Source organism: Aeromonas sp. 600282 (genome assembly GCF_049175755.1).
Classification (GTDB): domain Bacteria; phylum Pseudomonadota; class Gammaproteobacteria; order Enterobacterales; family Aeromonadaceae; genus Aeromonas; species Aeromonas veronii_A.
Map to the genome: position 1 here is coordinate 32,156 of NZ_JAAKVR010000021.1, position 18,925 is coordinate 51,080.

Consider the following 18,925-nt stretch of genomic DNA (forward strand, 5'->3'; position numbering starts at 1 on the left):
TGGCCCCCTCGTGACCAGCCGTTCAAAAATCCGCCACATCCGGTGCCACATTCTGGTATGATGCGCGGCCTTAGCGCTCGCGCATCCCCGTTTTCTCCGAAATAGAGTCCTTTTGTGAACAACAGCGAATTTAGCAGCCTCAATCTCTCCCCCGCCCTGCAAGAGAACCTCACCAGCCTGGGTTACCTGCAGATGACCCCGATCCAGGCCCAGAGCCTGCCCCTGGTGCTCGATGGCAAAGACCTGATCGCCAAGGCAAAAACCGGCAGCGGCAAGACCGCCGCCTTCGGCCTCGGCCTGCTGGCCAAGCTCAACGTCAACCGCCTCGAAGTGCAGGCGCTGGTGCTCTGCCCGACCCGCGAACTGGCGGATCAGGTGGCTCAGGAGATCCGTCGTCTGGCGCGCGCCCTGCCCAACGTCAAGCTGGTCACCCTGTGCGGCGGCACCCCGACCGCACCGCAGTCCGCCACCCTGAGCTTTGGTGCCCACATCGCCGTCGGCACCCCGGGTCGTATTCTCAAGCATCTGGAGCAAGGCACGCTGGAGCTATCCGGCCTCAAGACGCTGGTGCTGGATGAAGCGGATCGCATGCTGGACATGGGCTTTGGCGAAGATATCAACCGGGTCATCAGCTATGCCCCCCAACAGCGTCAGACCCTGCTCTTCTCCGCCACCTATCCGGAAGGGATCGCCCAGATGAGCCGCGGCGTGCAGCGCAATCCGGTCGAGGTGAGCGTGGAGTCCCTGCACGAGGGGAGCGCCATCGAACAGAAGCTTTACGAAGTGCCTGCCGGTCAGCGCCTCGACGCCCTCACCTGGCTGCTGAGTCACTACCAGCCCAGCTCCTGCGTGGTGTTCTGCAACACCAAGCGCGCCTGTAACGACGTGGCCGACCATCTGGCCACCAAGGGCTTCTCGGCGCTGGCGCTGAACGGCGATCTGGAGCAGCGCGAGCGGGATCAGGTGCTGGTGCGCTTTGCCAACGGCAGCGCCACCATTCTGGTGGCCACCGATGTGGCGGCCCGCGGCCTCGACATCAAGGAGCTGGGCGCCGTCATCAACTACGAGCTGACCTATGATCCGGAAGTGCACGTGCACCGCATCGGTCGTACCGGTCGTGCTGGCCAGCAGGGTCTGGCCCTGAGTCTCTATCAGCCGAACGAGGCCCAGCGCGTCAACTTTATCGAAGAGTACCAGCAGGCTCCGATGCCGCTGGGTGATCTCGACAGCATCGGCCGCGACATCAAGCCAATCGCACCGCAGATGGTAACCCTCTCCATCGATGCAGGCCGCAAGACCAAGGTGCGGGCCGGTGACATTCTGGGTGCCCTGACCGGTGAAGGCGGCATTGCCGGCGCCGACGTGGGCAAGATCCAGATCTCCGAGCAATACTCCTACGTCGCGGTCAAACAGAGCGTGGCCAAGGCTGCACTCAAGCGGCTGCAGGAAGGCAAGATCAAGGGTCGCAGCTACCGCGCCCGCAAACTGGGCTAAGGTTCTTTGCAAGCCGTTAGCCAGACCACAGGCGCCTGACAGGCGCCTGTTTCATATCTCCGATGCCGCCATGCGGCAAGACAGGCACCATGACCCAAGCAATCCAGACCGATGTGAGCTGCCAGAACTGCGAAGCCTGCTGCTGCCGCCTCGAAGTGATGCTCTTTACCGATACTGGCGTGCCGGACCGTTATGTACTGGAACGGGAAGGCGAGATACCGGTCATGCGCCGGCTGGACGATGGCTGGTGCGCCGCCCTCGACCGCAACACCATGATGTGCCGTATCTACGAGGTACGGCCGTTGATCTGCCGTGAATTCGAGATGGGGGAACCCGACTGCATCGACGAGCGGGACAAGTGGTTTATCAATCTCGGTTAAATTGAGCGGCTCACTGCGCAGAGCGATAGCTCCTGCTCCAGCCAGCGAATGGCGGCCCCCTCCTGCTCGAAATAGCGCACAGCCCGAAACGGCAAGCCTTTGAAGATTTGATCGGCCAGATAGCGCTTGAAGCCCCCTACGAAAACCACAGCCAGAAACTGACAGCCACTCTCGGCACACCAGCCAAACTGGCGACGAAAACGGGCCAGCACCTCGGGCCCGGCCGCTTCAAACTCGGTCGCGACCTCGACAATTCCCCAGGGGCCATCCATCAGACCGGCCAGTTCGTGACGAAAGCGCGCCTCATAGGCCATGGCACCTGCCAGATTGAAGGGGCCACTCGGGCGGCAGATCAGCATCTGGCCCCTGCGCTCCATGTCAAATTGCCCATGTGGCTGCATGACTGCTCCCATTCCGTTACCACCACCATCGCCTGCAAATTGTTACCACAAGGTAATAATTTATAAGGAAAAGTCCAGCAGCAAACAGGCTTTCCCCAAAGTGTGGTCATCCTATCCAGCAAACCGTCGGCACCTCATGTTACCGACATCCCGCACTGAATCGGTCTCGAGATGTGTGATTGCAGTTAACGAAACGTTACTGCTATTATCCGCGCCGCCACAAACATTCCACCAACCGAAAGGTTTGGCACCCCAACAAGGATGTGCAATGAAAAACAGGGACTCGAGTCATTACCAACGGATCTGGCGCTGGCACTTCTACGCCGGTCTCTTTGTCGCCCCTTTCCTGATCCTGCTGTCACTGACCGGGATCGTCTATCTGTTCAAACCCCAGCTCGACAACCTGATGTACCCCGAGCTGATGAAGGTCGCCCCCGCCAGCCAGACCCTGAGTGCCGACCAGCTGCTGGCCAAGGCGATGATGACCATGCCGGATGCTAGCCTGCGTAAATACCTGCCGCCTGCCGCTCCCGACCTGAGCGCCCAGTTCATCGTCAATCGGGGTGAACAGGAACTGACCCTGTTTATGGATCCCGCCAGCGGCGCCCTGCTCGGCACCATGGACAACAAGTGGAATCTGCAAGCGGTGGCTCGCTCCCTGCACGCCGACCTGCTGCTCGGCACCACCGGAGATCGGCTGATCGAACTGGCTGCAGGCTGGGGGCTGGTGCTGCTGCTGAGCGGCCTCTACCTCTGGTGGCCACGCAAGGGGCCCGGGGTGGGCGGCATCCTCTGGCCCAGAGTGAGCCAGCGCGGACGTCTCTGGTGGCGGGATCTGCACGCTGTGGTCGGCTTCTGGGGCGCCGGTTTCCTGCTGCTATTGCTGTTGAGCGGCATGACCTGGACCGGTTTCTGGGGCGATCAGTTTGCCGCGGTCTGGAACCGCTTCCCGGCCGCCATGTGGAATGAGGTGCCCAAATCGGCACCGCTGGCCCGCAACCTCAATCAGGCCCATGAGCAGACCGTCCCCTGGGCGGTGGAGAACACCCCTATGCCCAGCTCGCAGCCGGTCGATGAGGGGCACGATCACGGTGCCATGAACCACGGCGAGCACGAGGGAATGGTGATGGCCAGCCAGCGGATCCCGCTGCAACAGGTGGTGGATATCGCCACTGCCCGGAAGGTGAGTCCGGGGTACAGCATCACCCCGCCGGTCGGCACCACCGGCGTCTACACCATCGCCCTGTTTGCCGACGATCCACGCAACGACGCCACCCTGCATATCGATCAATACAGCGGCAAGGTGCTGGCCGATGTGCGCTGGCAGGATTACGGCACGGTTGCCAAGACGGTGGAGAGCGGCGTCATGCTGCACATGGGCAAGCTCTACGGCTGGCCCCATCAGCTGGCCATGCTGACCATCTGCCTGATGGTGCTGGCCAGCGCCGTGAGTGGTCTGTGGATCTGGTGGTGCCGCCGTCCGCAGGGCCGTCTCGCCGCGCCGCCACTGCCTGCCAAACTCCCGCCGATGCGCGGTGCCATCGCCCTGCTCATTTTGCTGGGGATCGCCTTCCCGCTGGTCGGCGCCTCCATGGTCGCCATCTGGCTGCTGGATACCCTGCTCTTCTCCCGCCGCACGCTCAAGGTGGCGCGCGCCAGCTAAACCGGCCAAAACCAAAAAGGGCTCCCATCTCGGGAGCCCTTTTCATTGTTCGCCTTGGCGTTTGCGCCCCCCGTCAGGATAGCGCCAACCCGATGGAGAGCAGCAGGCTGAACAGAAAGGCGCTGATGGCGGTCTTCTTGAGGGAACCGGTCAGCACCTCGCCATCGTAGCTTTCGCGAAGAGTCTTGGCCGCATCGCTGAGAGGCTTCATGGCGGGCAGGAAGATCCACGGCCAGAAACTGGCGGGCTGGATCAGGATAAAGGCGATGGTGGCCAGCAGCGCCGCCCCCAGCAACACCCAGTGATAGGCGATGGCGCGGTTGCGGCCAAGGCGCACCGCCAGGGTGATCTTGCCGCTGGCGGCGTCGGTCTCGATGTCGCGCACATTGTTGATATTGAGCACGGCGGTGGCCAGCAGGCCACAAGCGGTGGCGGGCAGCAGCAGATCCCACTCCAGCGTCTTGGTGAAGAGGTAGTAGGAGCCGAGCACCCCGAGCAGGCCGAAGAATAAGAACACCGAGATATCGCCAAACCCGCGATAGCCGTAGGGAGTCTTGCCGACCGTGTAGGTCACCGCCGCAACAATGGCCGCACCACCCAGCACTACAAATGCCAAAATCTGCAGCCACTGGCCGCCGAAGGCGCAGCCCAGCAGCAGCAGGCCACTGGCCACCGCCGCCAGCGCGGTCATCCCCATCGCCACGCACATCTGCTTTTTGGTGATAAGGCCGGAGACCACCGCCCGCTGCGGGCCGATCCGCTCGCCGTTGTCGGCGCCGGAGACCGCATCGCCGTAATCGTTGGCCAGATTGGAGAGGATCTGCAGCAGGATGGCGGTCAGCAGAGAGAGCGCCATGATGGTGCCATCGAAGGCACCACGACTGGCAGCCAGCCCCGAGCCCAGCAGGATGGAAGAGCAGGCGAGCGGCAATGTTCGCAAACGCGCCGCCAGCAACCAAACAGAGAAGGTATTTGTCATTTTGTGATGGCCAAACAATCGGATATTGATCGTGTTAAGGGTTATCGAACCGGATTTGGGTATACTTGGCCCCGGAGAGTGAAGCTCCCGCGGGCGATTTACATGGACGAATGGGCAGATAATATATAGGAAATCATCGCCCTTTGGCATAAACCTACGGCATCCAGCTACCGGATCGCTCGTTACTACCCGGCTCAGACAAGAATCCATGTTGGCTCAGACCCATATCAAGCAACAACTGGACGCCCTGCGTCACAGCAACGTCAGCGGCTTCGTACGGTTGAGAGTGGCGATCGAAATCCGCTCCTTTCTGGGCTGGCTCGCGGCGCAAACCCTCTATCCCCGCATCTACTGGCAGGCCCGTGGAGAGGCTCGTCCCGAGTATGTCGCGCTGGGCGCCATCCATGAACTGACCGAGCCGCACGCCATCAAGCAGGTGTGTACTAACACAGCCAACCAGCATCATGACGACAGCCCCCGCTACTATGGCGGACTGGCGTTCGATCCGGCCCAATCCGGCTGGCAAGGGTTTGGCCCCTGCCGTTTCGTGCTGCCCCGCATCGAGCTGGTGCGCCGTGGCGAGTGCGTCAGCCTCTGCCTCAACCTCTGGCTGGATGACGACAATCTCGAGGCCGAACTGCAGGCGGCAGAAGCCGCCCTCGATGCCCTGCGCCCGGAAGCCCCGCTACCCGCCCTGCAAAAGCAGCCCTGGCAGCGACAGGATTGCCCTGGCCCCGCCCAGTGGCAGACCTTGGTAGAGCGCGTCACCGCCCCCGATTTTCAGGCGCACACCCCCAAGGTGGTGCTGTCGCGGGAGAGCGTGCTGACCAGTCCGAACCATGATGCGGATATCAATCCCTGGGCCATGCTCGACCAGTGGGCCCGCCACGCCCAGGACTGCTTCCACTTCGGTTTTCAATTCTCCCCCGAGCAGGCCTTTATCGCCTGCTCCCCCGAGCGGCTCTACCGCCGGGAAGATCGCCACCTCTTTACCGAGGCACTGGCGGGCACCATCCGCCGCTCCGGCGATGAAGAGGTGGATGCCCAACTGGCCGCCGAGCTGCTGGCCGACAGCAAGAACCGGCTGGAGAACCGGCTGGTACATGCCGACATCCTCAGCCGTCTGGCGCCACTGACCCACGATGCCACCCTGACCGAGCCGCGCATTCTGAAACTGCGGCTGCTGCAACACCTCAAGTGCGATATCGAAGCCGAGCTCAAGCCCGGGGTCTGCGACTGGCAGTTGCTCGACGCCCTCCACCCGACGCCGGCGGTGGGCGGCGCCCCGCGCGAGGCAGCGCTCGCCTTTATCCGCGAGTTCGAGCCCTACGATCGGGGCTGGTACGCCGGAGCCTGCGGCATGCTGAGTCGGGAGACGTCCGAGTTCTCGGTCGCCATTCGCAGCGCCCGCATTCAGCCGGGCAGCGTCACCCTGTTTGCCGGTGCCGGCATTGTCGCCGGTTCCGAGCCTGTCGCCGAGTGGGCCGAACTCGACAACAAGATCGCCAATGTGCTCTCCCTGCTGGGATAGTCATTCACCCTTTTCACGCTACGAGAGCCCCTATGCCCACCCGTAAAGAGCCTGCCAGCGAAGAGTTTGCCTGCACACCGTTTTCGAGCCAGCACGCCACCTTCAACCACGTCTGGTCCTCCCTCTTGCTGGAGGAGCTCTTTCGCCTCGGGGTGCGCGATATCGCGCTGGCCCCCGGCTCCCGCTCTGCGCCGCTGACCATGGCCGCCGCGGCCCATCAGGGCTTTCGTCGTCACTTGCACTTTGACGAACGCGGCCTCGGCTTTATGGCGCTGGGGCTAGCCAAGGGGAGCAACCGGCCGGTGGCGGTGATCATGACCTCTGGCACCGCGGTAGCCAACCTCTGGCCCGCAGTGGCTGAGGCCCAGCTCACCGGCGTGCCGCTGATTATTCTCTCCGCCGATCGTCCTCACGAACTTATCGACAACGGCGCCAATCAGGCGATCGACCAGCAGGGGATCTTCGGCCGCTACCCCGTCTATCAGCAGAACCTGCCGAGCCCCACCCCGACCATTCCGGCGGCGTTTGTGCTGAGCTCGGTAGATCAAGCCTTGGCCAAACAGGCACTCACTCCCGGAGTGGTGCACTTCAACTGCATGTACCCCGAGCCCCTCTATCCGGGCGAGCACTATCAGGATTTCTCCGACTATCTGGCCCCCCTGGGTGACTGGCTCGGCTCGCACAAGCCATGGAGCCCGTGGCAGCAAAACGAGCCGACCTGCCCACCTCAGGCGGAGTGGGAAACCTTTCGGCAACAGCGCGGCATCGTTGTAGCTGGCCGCATTACCGACCCGAATCAGGCACAGGCCGCCGCCGCGCTGGCGGAGCAACTCGGCTGGCCGCTGCTGGCAGATCTGCAGAGCCAGATCCGCTTCGACAGCCGCAACCTCATCCACATGGATCTGGCGCTCAACGACCCTGAATTCGTCGCCGAGTTGGGCCGCGCCGAGGTGCTGCTGCAATTTGGCGCGCGGCTTGTCTCCAAGCGGCTTGGCCAGTTCATAAAACACCATTCATGGCAGGATTACTGGCTGGTGGATCCGCAACCGGCGCGGCTCGATCCCGACTACCGGCTGCGCAACCGGCTGCTCTGCAGTGCCAGCGCCTTTGCTGCGGCCCATCCGGTCACCACACAAGCCCCCTGGCACACATTGGCCGAGCTGCAACACAACGCCAGCCAGCAGATCGCCGCTGCCTGCGAGCACTTCTCCGAGCTCGGGGTCTGCCATCGCCTCAACAGCCTGATCGAAGGGCAACTGTTTGTCGGCAACAGCATGCCGGCCCGACTGATGGATATGCTCGGCGAAACGGGCAAGGGGCCGAGCCGGGTGATGACCAACCGTGGCGCCTCCGGCATCGATGGCCTGATCGCCACCGCCTACGGATTTGCCCAATCGGTCGAGCCAGGCAGTGATGAGCCCACCACCCTGCTGCTTGGGGATCTCAGCGCCCTGCACGATCTCAATAGCCTCGCCCTGCTCAGCAAGGCGAGTCGACCGCTGGTGGTGATCCTGCTCAACAACGATGGCGGCAGTATCTTTCGCATGTTGCCGGTGCCCACCGAAGGGGAGCTGCTGGAGAGCTACTACCGGCTGCCCCACGGTCTCAGCTTTGAACATGCCGCCGCCATGTTTGGCCTCGCCTATCGGGCGCCGACCACCCTGCCCGAGTTCGAACGCGATTACAGCGCCGCCCTCCAACATGGCGTTACCTTGATCGAGATCCGGGTACCGAGCGAGCAGGTAGCCGATGATCTCAAGGCGCTGGGGGCCGCCATCCGTGGCAAATAAAGATGCCAATGTGCCGCTGGTGTTGCTGCACGGCCTGCTGGGGGATGGCGGCGACTGGCAACCGGTGATCGACCGGCTGCCCGCCATCCGCTGCATCGCCCTCGACCTGCCGGGTCACGGCCAGCATAGCGCTCTCAACGTCAGCGACTTTGAACAGAGCCACCAGTGGCTGGTTGCCGAGCTGGCCAGCCGCAATATTGAACGCTATCTGCTGGCGGGTTACTCGCTGGGTGGGCGACTGGCCCTCTACCACGCCAGCCGTGAGCCGGCGGGGCTATCGGGACTGCTGCTGGAGAACTGCCACCCGGGGCTGCCAGCCGGTGAGCGGGCCGCCCGCATCCAGCACGATGAACAGTGGGCGCGGCGCTTCGAGCAGGAGCCTCTGGCTGACGTGCTGGCAGATTGGTACCGGCAAGGGGTGTTTGCCGATCTTGACGATGCGGCTCGAGCCAGCCAGATCGCCCGCCGCCTTGGCAACGACGGTCAGGGCATCGCCACCACGCTGCGCGCCACTTCGCTCGGCAAGCAGCCGGATCTCGCCCCCTGGCTCATGGCGAGCCAGCTGCCGGTTACTTATGTGAGTGGCAAGCGGGATCACAAATTCCATCAGCTGGCTTGCCAGCTGGCGAACCAAAATCGCAGAATCAACCACTTGGTGCTGGATGGCGGCCATAATCTGCACGCCCATCAGCCTGATAACTTTGCCCGACTCCTCGCGGAGTGGGTCAACCAACAAGAAGAGACGAGTCATGATTGAAGCAATGACGGAAGCTGAACTGTATGCACCTGTTCAACATGCCGGGATTGCTCAACTCAGTGTTCAACTCGGTGCTCAACTGCACTCTCCCAGATCAGAAGGAAAAAACCATGATTGAAGCAATGACGGAAGCGGAACTGTACGCTCCGGTTGAGTGGCAGGATTGCTCCGCCGGTTACGAGGACATCCTGTATCACAAGTCCAACGATGGCATTGCCAAGATCACCATCAACCGTCCCCAGGTGCGCAACGCCTTCCGCCCCCGCACCGTCAAAGAGATGCTGCAGGCGCTGGCCGATGCCCGTTATGACGATCAGATCGGCACCATCATCCTGACCGGTTTTGGCGAGAAAGCCTTCTGCGCCGGCGGCGACCAGAAGATCCGTGGCGACTACGGTGGATACCGTGATGACGAGGGGACTCACCACCTCAACGTGCTCGACTTCCAGCGCGACATCCGCACCTGCCCGAAACCTGTGGTTGCCATGGTGGCCGGTTACGCGGTCGGTGGTGGCCACGTGCTGCACATGATGTGTGACCTGACCATCGCCGCCGACAACGCCCAGTTTGGCCAGACCGGCCCGAAAGTCGGCTCCTTCGATGGCGGTTGGGGTGCTTCCTACATGGCTCGCATCGTCGGCCAGAAGAAGGCCCGCGAAATCTGGTTCCTCTGCCGCATGTACGATGCCCAGCAAGCCCTCGACATGGGTCTGGTCAACACCGTCGTGCCACTGGCAGAACTGGAGCGCGAAACCGTGCGTTGGTGCCGTGAAATGCTGCAAAACAGCCCGATGGCGCTGCGCTGCCTGAAAGCGGCGCTCAACGCTGACTGTGATGGTCAGGCGGGCTTGCAGGAGCTGGCGGGCAATGCCACCATGCTGTTCTACATGACCGAAGAGGGTCAGGAAGGCCGCAACGCCTTCAACGAAAAGCGTCGCCCCGACTTCTCCAAATACAAGCGGAACCCCTGATGACACTAGCCCTGTATCGCTATCAACTGCCTTTTACCCAGCCCCTGACCTTTCACGGCAAGGTGGAGGTGGCGCGAGAGGGGCTGTTGGTGCGCATCAACGACGGCTGGGGGGAAATCGCCCCCCTGCCCGGCTTCTCGAAAGAGAGCCTGCAACAGGCAGAGGCAGAAGCCCTTGCCGCGCTGGCGGCCCTGGCCGCCGGCGACACCCCGAACCCCGTGCTGCCGTCGGTGCAATTTGGCCTCGACTGCGCGCGCCGGACATGGCCCGAGCAGCGCAACCCGCTGCCGGAGCCCTATCCCCTCATTCAAGGCTCCCCCCAGGAGCTGCTGCGCAACTGGAAAGAGTGGCTGCACCGCACGCCCGGCAAGGCCAAGCTGAAGGTGGCACGCTACCCGATGCGTGACGAGCTGGCGCTGATCCGCCTGCTGTGCGATCGCCTCCCCTCCCTCAAGCTGGTGCTGGATGCCAACCAGGGCTGGACCCGCGAGGAGGCGTGGACCTTCTGCGGCCACCTCGACCCGAATCGCATCGAGTATCTGGAAGACCCCTGCGCCGACTTTGCCGACATCGCCTTTGTCGCCAACCGCACCGGCATGCCGGTGGCGCTGGACGAACTGCTGGCGCAAGGCAAGCCGTGGGAGCCGATCCCGCAACTGCGAGCGCTGGTACTCAAACCCACCCTACTCGGTTCGCTGGCCAACTGCGAAGCGCTGATCGCCCGCGCCCGCGAACTGCGGCTCAAGGTGATCATATCCTCCTGCTTCGAATCGGATCTGGGCCTGAACCAGCTGTTTCATCTGGCTGGCGAATGGGCTCCCGAACAGGCACCAGGTCTGGATACCCGCCGCTGGATGGCGGGCAATCTGCTGGGGGAAGATGGCAAACCGGATCTGAGCCGACTGGAGCAACTGTATTACCGTGATTGACCCTTCCCGTTCACCCGAACAGACACCTTGCCCGGTACGCCACCGGGCAATCACAGCACCGAACCGCATTGCCATCCACGCCGCCTCGCCTCTCAGTTATCGCCAGCTCGATGCTCGCCTCAACAGCCTGTGCCAACAGCTGGAACAAGCCGGAGTGCGTCGTGGCGCTCATCTGGCGGCGGTGGTGCGCGGTGCGCTGGAAGATGTGCTGCTGGCATGGGCCTGCGTGCGCAGCGGCGTGGTGTTCTGCCCGCTCAACCCCGCCTTTCCTCTCGAAAAGCAGCGCGAGCTGGCGGTGCAACTCGATGCCGATGCCTTCTGGTCGGCAGGGGAGATCCCGGCAGGCAACTGGCAACCCTTGTGCCTCGACTTCACGCACGAACTGCCGGCAAGCGAGGAAACATGGCCGCTGGAATCGACCCAGCTTAACAATATGATCCTCACCTCGGGCTCCAGCGGCACGCCGAAAGCGGTGGTGCACCGGCTCTGCAACCACCTGGCCTCGGCACGCGGCTCTGCCACCCTCATTCCCCTCGATGAGGCCTGCGGCTGGCTACTCTCCCTGCCGCTGTTCCATGTGGGCGGCTACGCCATCCTGTTTCGGGTCTTTCTGGCGGGCGCCACGTTGGTGCTGGATCAACGTGAACGCTCCCTCAAGGAGCGGCTGGAGTGCCAGCCCATCACTCACCTCTCGTTGGTGCCAACCCAGCTCTGGCGCCTGCTGGCAGAGGGTTTTGATCCCGCCCGTACCCGCCTGCGCGAGTTGCTGCTCGGCGGTGCCGCCATCCCGCAACCGCTGGTGAGCCGCCTCTGCGCCATGGGGCTCGAACCCAAGGTGAGTTATGGTCTCTCCGAGATGGGCAGTCAGGTCTGCACCGCTATACCCGGCGATACAGGCGTAGTTGGCAAACCGCTACCGGGACGGGAAGTGTGCATCAGGGAGCAGGAGATCTGCGTGCGCGGCGCCACCCTGTTTGCCGGTTACTACCGAGATGGCGAGCTGGAACTGCCCCTCGATGACGAGAGCTGGTTTCATACCCGCGACAAGGGGAGGTTCACTGCGGCAGGGGAACTGCTGGTAGAGGGGCGGCTCGATAACCTCTTTATCTCGGGTGGCGAAAACATCCAGCCCGAAACCATCGAGCAGCGACTGGTGGATCATCCCGCTGTCGCCCAGGCGCTGGTGGTACCGGTACCGAGCGATGAGTGGGGGCAACGCCCCGCCGCCTTTATCGACTGGCACGGTGAGCCGGTTCCCTACCCCGAGCTGGCAGCCTGGATCCGCAGCGCCTTGCCCGGCTTTATGGTGCCCGACCACTGGCTCCCCTGTCCCGATCTTGGCGGCAATCTCAAACCCTCCCGCCAACTGCTGGGCAAGGTAGCCCGACAACAAACCACTCGGGCACGACAAGCTGAATGAGATCGGACTCACAATTTCCCGATCTTCTTTGAAAACAAAAAAGAAACATGTGAGTCCTCACTGCGGCGCCAACCCACGATAATTCGATCAGGCTCAAAAAGCCACCATCTTATTGATTTATCTGATTTTTAATTGGCAATTGATATCCCTTTGGAACTGTTTAAATTGCCTTGCGATTACTCGCAAGACAATACACAAACAACAACAAAGGGATAAAAATGAACCGCTCAGGTACCGGGTGGCTGCTGCTGGCAGGCCCCCTGCTTTTGGCTACATCCTCGGCGCAAGCCAACTACTCCCCCAATGACTGGCGACAGTATCAGCTGACTGGCGAATCGAGCCGGCAACTGGCCGCGCGCATCACCGAGATCACCTACGAGCTCAAGGCGCGCAGCAGCAATGCTCCTTACCAGCAGCTTAGGGTCTACCGTCGCTTCGACTGGCAGAACAGCGATCTCGCGGCCCTCGCCGAGCAGCAGTGTGGCGAGCAGCAGCTCAAGGTAGATGCGGGCTGGCAGATCCGCTTCGTGCGCTGTGAAGATCGGATTCCGGCGGGCAAGCTGATCCCGGCCAGCAGTTATGACTTCGGTTATGGCCTCAAGCAGGGTCGCTGGGAGCAACTGGCGGGCACGCCGACCGCCCAACGGCAGGATCGCCTGCCACTGCCACAAGCCATCATCCTGGGTCAGAGCGAAAGGGAGCTGGATCGCTGCGAACTCAACGCGCAGGGCCGCTGCGCCGAGTCGGAGTGGCACTATCAGCCGCAGGATTGGCAGCAGTTGCAGGTACTTGAAGAGACCCCGAGTGAGCGGGATGGCCGGTTGGAACAGATCTTCTTCCGTCTGCAACCGGTGGCAGGCAGTCAGGCTGCCGCTCAGGTCAGCGAGATCCATGTCTGGCGCCGCTATCAGTGGCAGCTGGATCAACTCACGCCTCAACAGGAGTGTGATGAGCCGCAGGAGCGCAAGGAGGGGAGCAACACCATCCGCTATCGCATCTGCCGTCAGGTGATCCCCGCTGGCAGCGAGGTTCAGGTAACGTTGCAAGATAGCGGCTACCAATACCCGGTCGCCGGCGGCGAGTGGCAACCCCTGCCAGAGAGCAAAGAGTGGCAGGAGAGTCGGGTGCTCAATCGCCCCATCGTGCTGGCCAGCAAGGAGGAACAGCTGGAGTGCCGCCGCGCCAACGGTCGTCTCTGCTCCGAGCCAGAGCAGCCCGATGTGGATCTGCTCGACAGCGATGCCGCCAAACTGGTGGCCGACGTGAGCGGCCAGAACAGTCCTGCCTGGCAGGCGGATTACGGCCACGATGACGCCAAGCTGATGGCGGTAGTGCGCGGCATGCGTGCTCTGCTGGCGGCCAACCAGCCGACCCATCCGGCGATGGACAAGCTGCTCTACTATGTGCGCGCCCACAACTACCACGGCGGCGTTGGCAAGGAGAGTGATCAGGCCGCCCGGGCACTGGCCGGGGTGATGATTGATCTGCTCAACCACCCCTTGCTGCTGGGCGCCGAACCGCAGGATCAGGCAGGCACAGTGCTGGAAGCCTGGAGCGTGGCGGCGCAGGGACAGCTTGGGCAAGCCGCCTTCCGCCAGAGTGCCGCCCCCATGCTGGCCCAGCTCAACCAGGCGCTCGGCTATGCGGTGCAACATGCGGCGCAGCTCAATGGCCACAACCCCTGGGCCGATGGCCTGTTCGAGCTGCTCAATCTGGTCGATCAGAGCGCCTCTTACGGTCAGCAGGCTGACTTCAGCGCAGCTGTGCTGCAACAGGAGGCGGCATTGCGCCAGAGCCTGCTGCAACTGGGCCTGAGCGAGCTGGCCCTCTGGAAACAGCGCGATGGCTCACGGGATCTGTTTATCTTCAACAACATCCTCGATGCCCACAGCCGTCTCTACCAGATGATGCGCTACCTCCATCACACCAGCCCGGATAAGGCGATCGCCTATCGCCAACAGCTGGATCGCGATGTCATCGCCATCATGCGCCAGCAGGGGCTGATCCCGGGTGGCCAACATCCTGCCGCCATGCTGGAAGAGGTCTCCCTGACCCTCTCCAGCTACTACCTCACCTACACGGATCGCACCAGCGAAGCCTGTATCAGCGGCGAGTTCGCCGGGCTTTGTACCCCGATCCGCATGGAAGATATTCTGCCGTTCGAGCACACCTGCTCGCCCACCCTGCGTCTGCGCGCCCAGGATCTGACCTTGGCTCAAGCCGAAGGGATCTGCCGCGAGCTGGGTGATGAAGAGCAGCGCTTCCACCAGCAGATGGAGACAGGCTGGCAACCGGTGGCCGATGATCACAACGAAGCGCTGGAGCTGGTGATCTTCAACTCCTCCGCCGACTGGGGCCGCTACGGCAGCGCGCTGTTTGGTGTCTCCACCGACAATGGCGGCATCTATATCGAGGGGGATCCGGCTCGGCCCGGCAATCAGGCCCGCTTCTTCGCCTATGAGGCGGAGTGGAAACGCCCCGCCTTCCAGGTGTGGAACCTGCGCCACGAGTACGTTCACTATCTGGATGGTCGCTTCAACCAGTACGGCAGCTTCGGCCACTATCCGCTCAACCGCACCACCTGGTGGGCAGAGGGGATTGCAGAGTACATCGCCCACGCCCAGTGCTTTGCCCGTGGTCTGGATAACGTGGCAAACCGCCCCGCCAACCAGCGTCCGACACTGGCGGCGATCCTCCACCTTGACTACGACCAGGGTGGCGAGATGGTCTACTCCTGGTCCTATACCGTGCACCGCTTCCTCAACGATACCGGTCGCGGCGCCAGCTGGTTGGCGCTGGCACAGGCGCTGCGCAATCCGGATCGGCAGCAGGCGATGAGCGACTTCGAAGGGGAGCTGGACCGGCTGATCGCCAACGACAGCAACGCCTATCAGGCATGGCTCGCCCGGGATCTGCTGCCCTGGTGGCAAGCAAACAAGGAGTCAGACGCCTGCAAGGGTAACGACTCCGCCCACTGATAAACCTTCGCCGACCAGAGGGGCTGCCATTGCAGCCCCTCGCTTTATCCTCCCGCACCCCCGGCCTCTGCTGCGACAGCCTCTGCCCGAATGAGGTGCCCGCCCGTTATCAAGCCTGACGCCAGCGGCCGAGTTGTAATAGAATGCCGATAGCCACTCCCAACTTCAGACCCTGACCGCACCGCGCATGAAGAAGTTTGCCAAGATCCTCCTCGCCTGCCTCGTTTTGCTGCTGGCCCTGATTGCCATGCTGCTGGGCTACAGCGAGTGGATCGTCTCGGATGCCCGTCACTACACCTACGATCAGGTGGACAAGGTGCCCTACAACCGGGTTGCGGTGGTGCTGGGTACCTCCAAATATCTCTCTGGTGGCGGCCCCAACCACTACTTCAAATACCGCATCAAGGCGGCGGCCGAGCTCTACAACAATGCCAAGGTGGACTTCATCATCGTCTCCGGTGACAACGCCACCGTGCAGTACAACGAGCCACGCCAGATGCGCCGCGCCCTGATCAAGGCGGGCATCCCCGCCTCCGCCATCTATATGGATTTCGCCGGATTTCGCACCCTCGACTCAGTGGTTCGCGCCAAGGAGGTGTTCGGCCAGGAGCGCTTTACCGTGGTATCCCAGGGCTTTCATAACGAGCGGGCCATTTTCATCGCTCGCCATTTCGGTATCGATGCGGTCGGCTTCAATGCCGAGGATCCCAGCGCCTATCAGGGGATCCGCACCCGGGTGCGGGAAGTCTTTGCCCGCCTGATGGGGCTGCTCGACCTCTATGTACTGGACAAGGGGCCCAAGTTCCTCGGGGCTCCGGTCCCCATCGGTCTGCCTGTGCCTTGCCAGTCACTGAGCACCATCGGCAGCCTGCAACCCTGCCTAAAACAACCCAAACCGGCGGTGGATGAGGCAAAGCCAGCGGCAGTCTCTGCCGCTGTTGCCACCGAGTCGGCTACCCCATCTGCCTCGGCTGTGACTGAACAAGTCACGCTAGCTTTATCCGCTGCGGCAACGACTGAGCCGGTCACTCCCGCTAAACCCGCGGTAGAAACCACCGCCAAGACGCCCAGCGCGGCCTTGCCCACATTGCCGGTGGCCCCTTCAGCCGCCAGCGCCAGCACAGCCACACCATAAACAGATGACCCGCCAACTGGCGGGTCTTGTTATTACAGCGCAGGTTGTGGCGGTGACCTGTACACCCATTCCCAGCGGCCAAGTCAGCCTCGCGCCGCCTGATAGCGGCGGGCCACTTCGGCCCAATCCACCACCTGATAGAAGGCAGCGATATAGTCAGGACGCTTGTTCTGGTACTTGAGATAGTAGGCGTGCTCCCACACATCCAGCCCCAGGATCGGGGTATGGCCATGCATCAGGGGGCTATCCTGATTGGCACTGCTCTCCACCTGCAATCTGCCCGCCTTGTCCACCACCAGCCAGGCCCAGCCACTGCCAAAGCGGCTCAGAGCCGCCTGAGTGAAGGCCTGCTTGAAGGCATCGAATCCCCCCAATTCCCGCTCGATGGCCAGAGCCAGCTCACCACCCGGCTCACCGCCCCCCTGCGGGCTCATCACCAGCCAGAACAGAGAGTGATTGGCATGGCCGCCACCATGGTTGCGGACCGCCCCCTGCAAGGTGGCAGGCAGAGTATCGAAGCGGCGCAGCAGCTCCTCTACCGGCAGTGCGGCCAGCTCTGGCGCCTCTTCCAGCGCGGCGTTGAGGTTGTTGATATAGGTCTGGTGATGACGGCTGTGGTGGATCTCCATGGTCAGGGCATCGATATGGGGTTCCAGTGCGTCGTAGGCATAGTTCAGAGCTGGTAGGGTATGGATCATGATGACCTCTGTTCGGATTAATGGAGCCGGGATGAGGGCTCGCTCTGACACAGGCAGTGCCCGAGCGAACGCATGATCCCGGCGTGGCTGCCGTGGCGCTGTACGAACGCCAGCAACTCGGCACGGGTTGTGCTGGTATGGCGCAACGCGGCTTCACGCAGGCGAGAGGAGCAAGCGGGGGAGTGACAGGTCGCCAGCAGGCAGTCGTGCACATAGCAGAGCAGGTCGGCGGCGCGATCGGGCAGAGTCATGGCCACCAGCAGATCCGCCAGATTGTGGTGAGCCACAACCAGCGCCGCCACCGCCTCATCGGCATCGTGCCACTGCACCAATTGCTGACGAGCCAGCCAGAGCGCCTGCTGATAATGAGCCAGCGCATGATGATACTCGCCGCAATCAAACAGCCGGTTGCCCTCTCGGGTCTGCTTTTTCCAGTGACTCATGCTGCTGCCACCTTCGGTCGACTCGACCCACCCCTTCACCCAGGTTGCTGTCATATGCTTCACACCAACAAATGATAATAATTATCATTACATGAATTATATCCGGGAGACAAGGGGCGTCGGGAATCGCAGTAAACAGCCAAAACAACGCAGCCACCCCTTGGCAAGGAGTGGCCGCTTGAGGCACCGGTCAGTGGATTCGACCGGCCAATTGGAAGTTAACGGCAGGTCAGATGTTGTTGGCGGGCGAGGGCGGGGCAATCCCCAGCAGCATGTGATCCATCATCCCCACCATGCGCCCTATCTCGGGCTTGGTGATGGTATCGTTGGCCCCCAATTGCAGCGCTTTCTGACGGTTGTCATCGCTCATCAGGGAGGAGAACATCACGATGGGCATCTCCTTGTAGGAGGGGGTGTCCCGCAGCCGCTTGAGCAGGTGCATGCCATCCATGCGCGGCATCTCCACATCGGTGATCACCGCATTGACGAAGCCGGTCACCGGCATTCTCTCCTCCTGGGCTAGGCGATCGAAATCCGTCATCATCTCCAGCCCCTCTCCCCCATCCTTGGCCGTGATCACGTTGTAGCCAGCGGTGCGCAGGGTGGTCTCGATCATCTTGCGGATAAAGGCCGAGTCGTCCACCACCAGAATGGTCTTGCCCTGTCGCAGCGCCATCATGCGATCGTCGATGAGCACCTTGCGATCCTGGGTGACGTCGTACTTCTCCATGCTGAGCTCGGGGTTGATATCGGCGATGATCTTCTCGAAGTCGAGGATCATGATGAGGTTGCCATCACGCCTGACCACGGCCACCACGCAGTCGTTCTCCCCCGCCTCCAGAAACTGGCTGGGAGACTCCACATCCTCCCAGGAGACCCGATGGATCCTGCTGACGCTATCGATCAGAAAACCGTTGGCCATCTTGTTGAAGTCGGTGACGATCACCACCTTGTGGCTGGGGTCGGGGTTGGTCTCGATGCCGAGCCAGCCCGCCAGATCCACCAGCGGGATGAGGCGATCCCGCAGGGAGAAGACCCCCACCATATGGCGCTGGGCATTGGGGTAATCTGTGGTCTCCGGCACCCGGATCACCTCGCGCACCTTGGCGACGTTTATCCCGTAATAAGCGGTTTTTTCACGACCGTCCGGTAGCTGCTTCTTGAGGTGAAACTCGATGATCTCAAGCTCGTTGGTGCCACTTTCGGTCAGGATAGATTTACGCTCTTCCCCATCTTTGGACATCATGGTGACTCTCATTCTGGTTGCGCGGGCAGCAGACCGCTGCGGTTTTCCCTCAGTATAGGAATGGAATTCACCCAACGGCTCGGATCTCGGCAAGATTACAGCGTTAACCG

General features: G+C 62.3%; 17 protein-coding genes. 12 read left to right on the forward strand and 5 right to left on the reverse strand.

What is annotated here, in order from left to right:
- Positions 1 to 114: 114 nt before the first annotated feature.
- Both dbpA and G5137_RS18010 read left to right on the forward strand, forming a co-directional pair.
- Positions 115 to 1,494 carry an ATP-dependent RNA helicase DbpA gene (gene dbpA / locus G5137_RS18005; RefSeq protein ID WP_421255749.1) on the forward strand — a complete coding sequence of 460 codons (1,380 nt, stop codon included), beginning with the start codon at positions 115 to 117 and terminating at the stop codon, positions 1,492 to 1,494.
- 89 nt (positions 1,495 to 1,583) lie between these two features.
- Positions 1,584 to 1,874 (forward strand): YkgJ family cysteine cluster protein, encoded by a 291-nt coding sequence (locus G5137_RS18010; protein ID WP_216980058.1) that lies wholly within the window; start codon positions 1,584 to 1,586, stop codon positions 1,872 to 1,874.
- Here the strand turns inward: G5137_RS18010 and G5137_RS18015 are convergent.
- Positions 1,871 to 2,275 (reverse strand): hypothetical protein, encoded by a 405-nt coding sequence (locus G5137_RS18015; protein ID WP_421255750.1) that lies wholly within the window; start codon positions 2,273 to 2,275, stop codon positions 1,871 to 1,873. The genes G5137_RS18010 and G5137_RS18015 overlap by 4 nt on opposite strands.
- 268 nt (positions 2,276 to 2,543) lie before the next feature.
- On the opposite strand from G5137_RS18015, the gene G5137_RS18020 reads away from it, so the two are divergent.
- Complete coding sequence (locus G5137_RS18020) at positions 2,544 to 3,938, forward strand: PepSY-associated TM helix domain-containing protein (RefSeq protein WP_421255751.1); 1,395 nt, start codon at positions 2,544 to 2,546, stop codon at positions 3,936 to 3,938.
- Positions 3,939 to 4,011: 73 nt separating this feature from the next.
- Here the strand turns inward: G5137_RS18020 and G5137_RS18025 are convergent, their stop codons facing one another.
- Entirely contained in the window at positions 4,012 to 4,917 is a 906-nt protein-coding gene (locus G5137_RS18025; protein ID WP_421255752.1) for a 1,4-dihydroxy-2-naphthoate polyprenyltransferase, read from the reverse strand.
- A gap of 208 nt (positions 4,918 to 5,125) precedes the next feature.
- Between G5137_RS18025 and G5137_RS18030 the strand changes: the two genes are divergently transcribed.
- The 9 genes from G5137_RS18030 to G5137_RS18070 all read left to right on the forward strand — a co-directional run bounded on the left by G5137_RS18030 (position 5,126) and on the right by G5137_RS18070 (position 16,428).
- Positions 5,126 to 6,448, forward strand: coding sequence for an isochorismate synthase (locus tag G5137_RS18030; protein WP_019445479.1), 1,323 nt, complete (start codon positions 5,126 to 5,128; stop codon positions 6,446 to 6,448).
- Positions 6,449 to 6,480: 32 nt separating this feature from the next.
- Positions 6,481 to 8,238 (forward strand): 2-succinyl-5-enolpyruvyl-6-hydroxy-3-cyclohexene-1-carboxylic-acid synthase, encoded by a 1,758-nt coding sequence (menD, locus tag G5137_RS18035; RefSeq protein ID WP_421172274.1) that lies wholly within the window; start codon positions 6,481 to 6,483, stop codon positions 8,236 to 8,238.
- Positions 8,198 to 8,995: a 2-succinyl-6-hydroxy-2,4-cyclohexadiene-1-carboxylate synthase gene (gene menH, locus G5137_RS18040; RefSeq protein ID WP_323912755.1), complete on the forward strand. Its 798-nt coding sequence runs from the start codon at positions 8,198 to 8,200 to the stop codon at positions 8,993 to 8,995. The genes menD and menH overlap by 41 nt, the downstream gene beginning before the upstream one ends.
- Positions 8,988 to 9,113 carry a hypothetical protein gene (locus G5137_RS18045; protein ID WP_258224330.1) on the forward strand — a complete coding sequence of 42 codons (126 nt, stop codon included), beginning with the start codon at positions 8,988 to 8,990 and terminating at the stop codon, positions 9,111 to 9,113. The genes menH and G5137_RS18045 overlap by 8 nt, the downstream gene beginning before the upstream one ends.
- Positions 9,106 to 9,966: a 1,4-dihydroxy-2-naphthoyl-CoA synthase gene (gene menB, locus G5137_RS18050; RefSeq protein ID WP_005354934.1), complete on the forward strand. Its 861-nt coding sequence runs from the start codon at positions 9,106 to 9,108 to the stop codon at positions 9,964 to 9,966. The genes G5137_RS18045 and menB overlap by 8 nt, the downstream gene beginning before the upstream one ends.
- Entirely contained in the window at positions 9,966 to 10,895 is a 930-nt protein-coding gene (menC, locus tag G5137_RS18055; RefSeq protein ID WP_216950106.1) for an o-succinylbenzoate synthase, read from the forward strand. Before menB ends, menC begins: the two co-directional genes overlap by 1 nt.
- A complete protein-coding gene (locus G5137_RS18060; protein ID WP_421172275.1) occupies positions 10,888 to 12,315 on the forward strand; it encodes an AMP-binding protein in 1,428 nt (475 codons plus the stop codon). Before menC ends, G5137_RS18060 begins: the two co-directional genes overlap by 8 nt.
- Before the next feature lie 218 nt (positions 12,316 to 12,533).
- Positions 12,534 to 15,293 (forward strand): collagenase, encoded by a 2,760-nt coding sequence (locus tag G5137_RS18065; RefSeq protein WP_421255753.1) that lies wholly within the window; start codon positions 12,534 to 12,536, stop codon positions 15,291 to 15,293.
- A gap of 187 nt (positions 15,294 to 15,480) precedes the next feature.
- Complete coding sequence (locus G5137_RS18070) at positions 15,481 to 16,428, forward strand: ElyC/SanA/YdcF family protein (protein ID WP_421255754.1); 948 nt, start codon at positions 15,481 to 15,483, stop codon at positions 16,426 to 16,428.
- An 83-nt stretch (positions 16,429 to 16,511) separates the two neighbouring features.
- Here G5137_RS18070 and G5137_RS18075 read toward each other — a convergent pair whose 3' ends face one another.
- From G5137_RS18075 to G5137_RS18085, 3 genes are all read right to left on the reverse strand, one after another.
- The gene (locus G5137_RS18075) at positions 16,512 to 17,126 is read right to left on the reverse strand and encodes a superoxide dismutase (protein ID WP_421202983.1); all 615 of its coding nucleotides are present in this window, start codon (positions 17,124 to 17,126) and stop codon (positions 16,512 to 16,514) included.
- Positions 17,127 to 17,143: 17 nt separating this feature from the next.
- On the reverse strand, positions 17,144 to 17,623 hold the full coding sequence (locus G5137_RS18080) for a hypothetical protein (RefSeq protein WP_421255755.1): 480 nt from the start codon (positions 17,621 to 17,623) through the stop codon (positions 17,144 to 17,146).
- A 175-nt stretch (positions 17,624 to 17,798) separates the two neighbouring features.
- Positions 17,799 to 18,815: a chemotaxis protein gene (locus tag G5137_RS18085; protein WP_421206066.1), complete on the reverse strand. Its 1,017-nt coding sequence runs from the start codon at positions 18,813 to 18,815 to the stop codon at positions 17,799 to 17,801.
- Between the last annotated feature and the right edge of the window lie 110 nt (positions 18,816 to 18,925).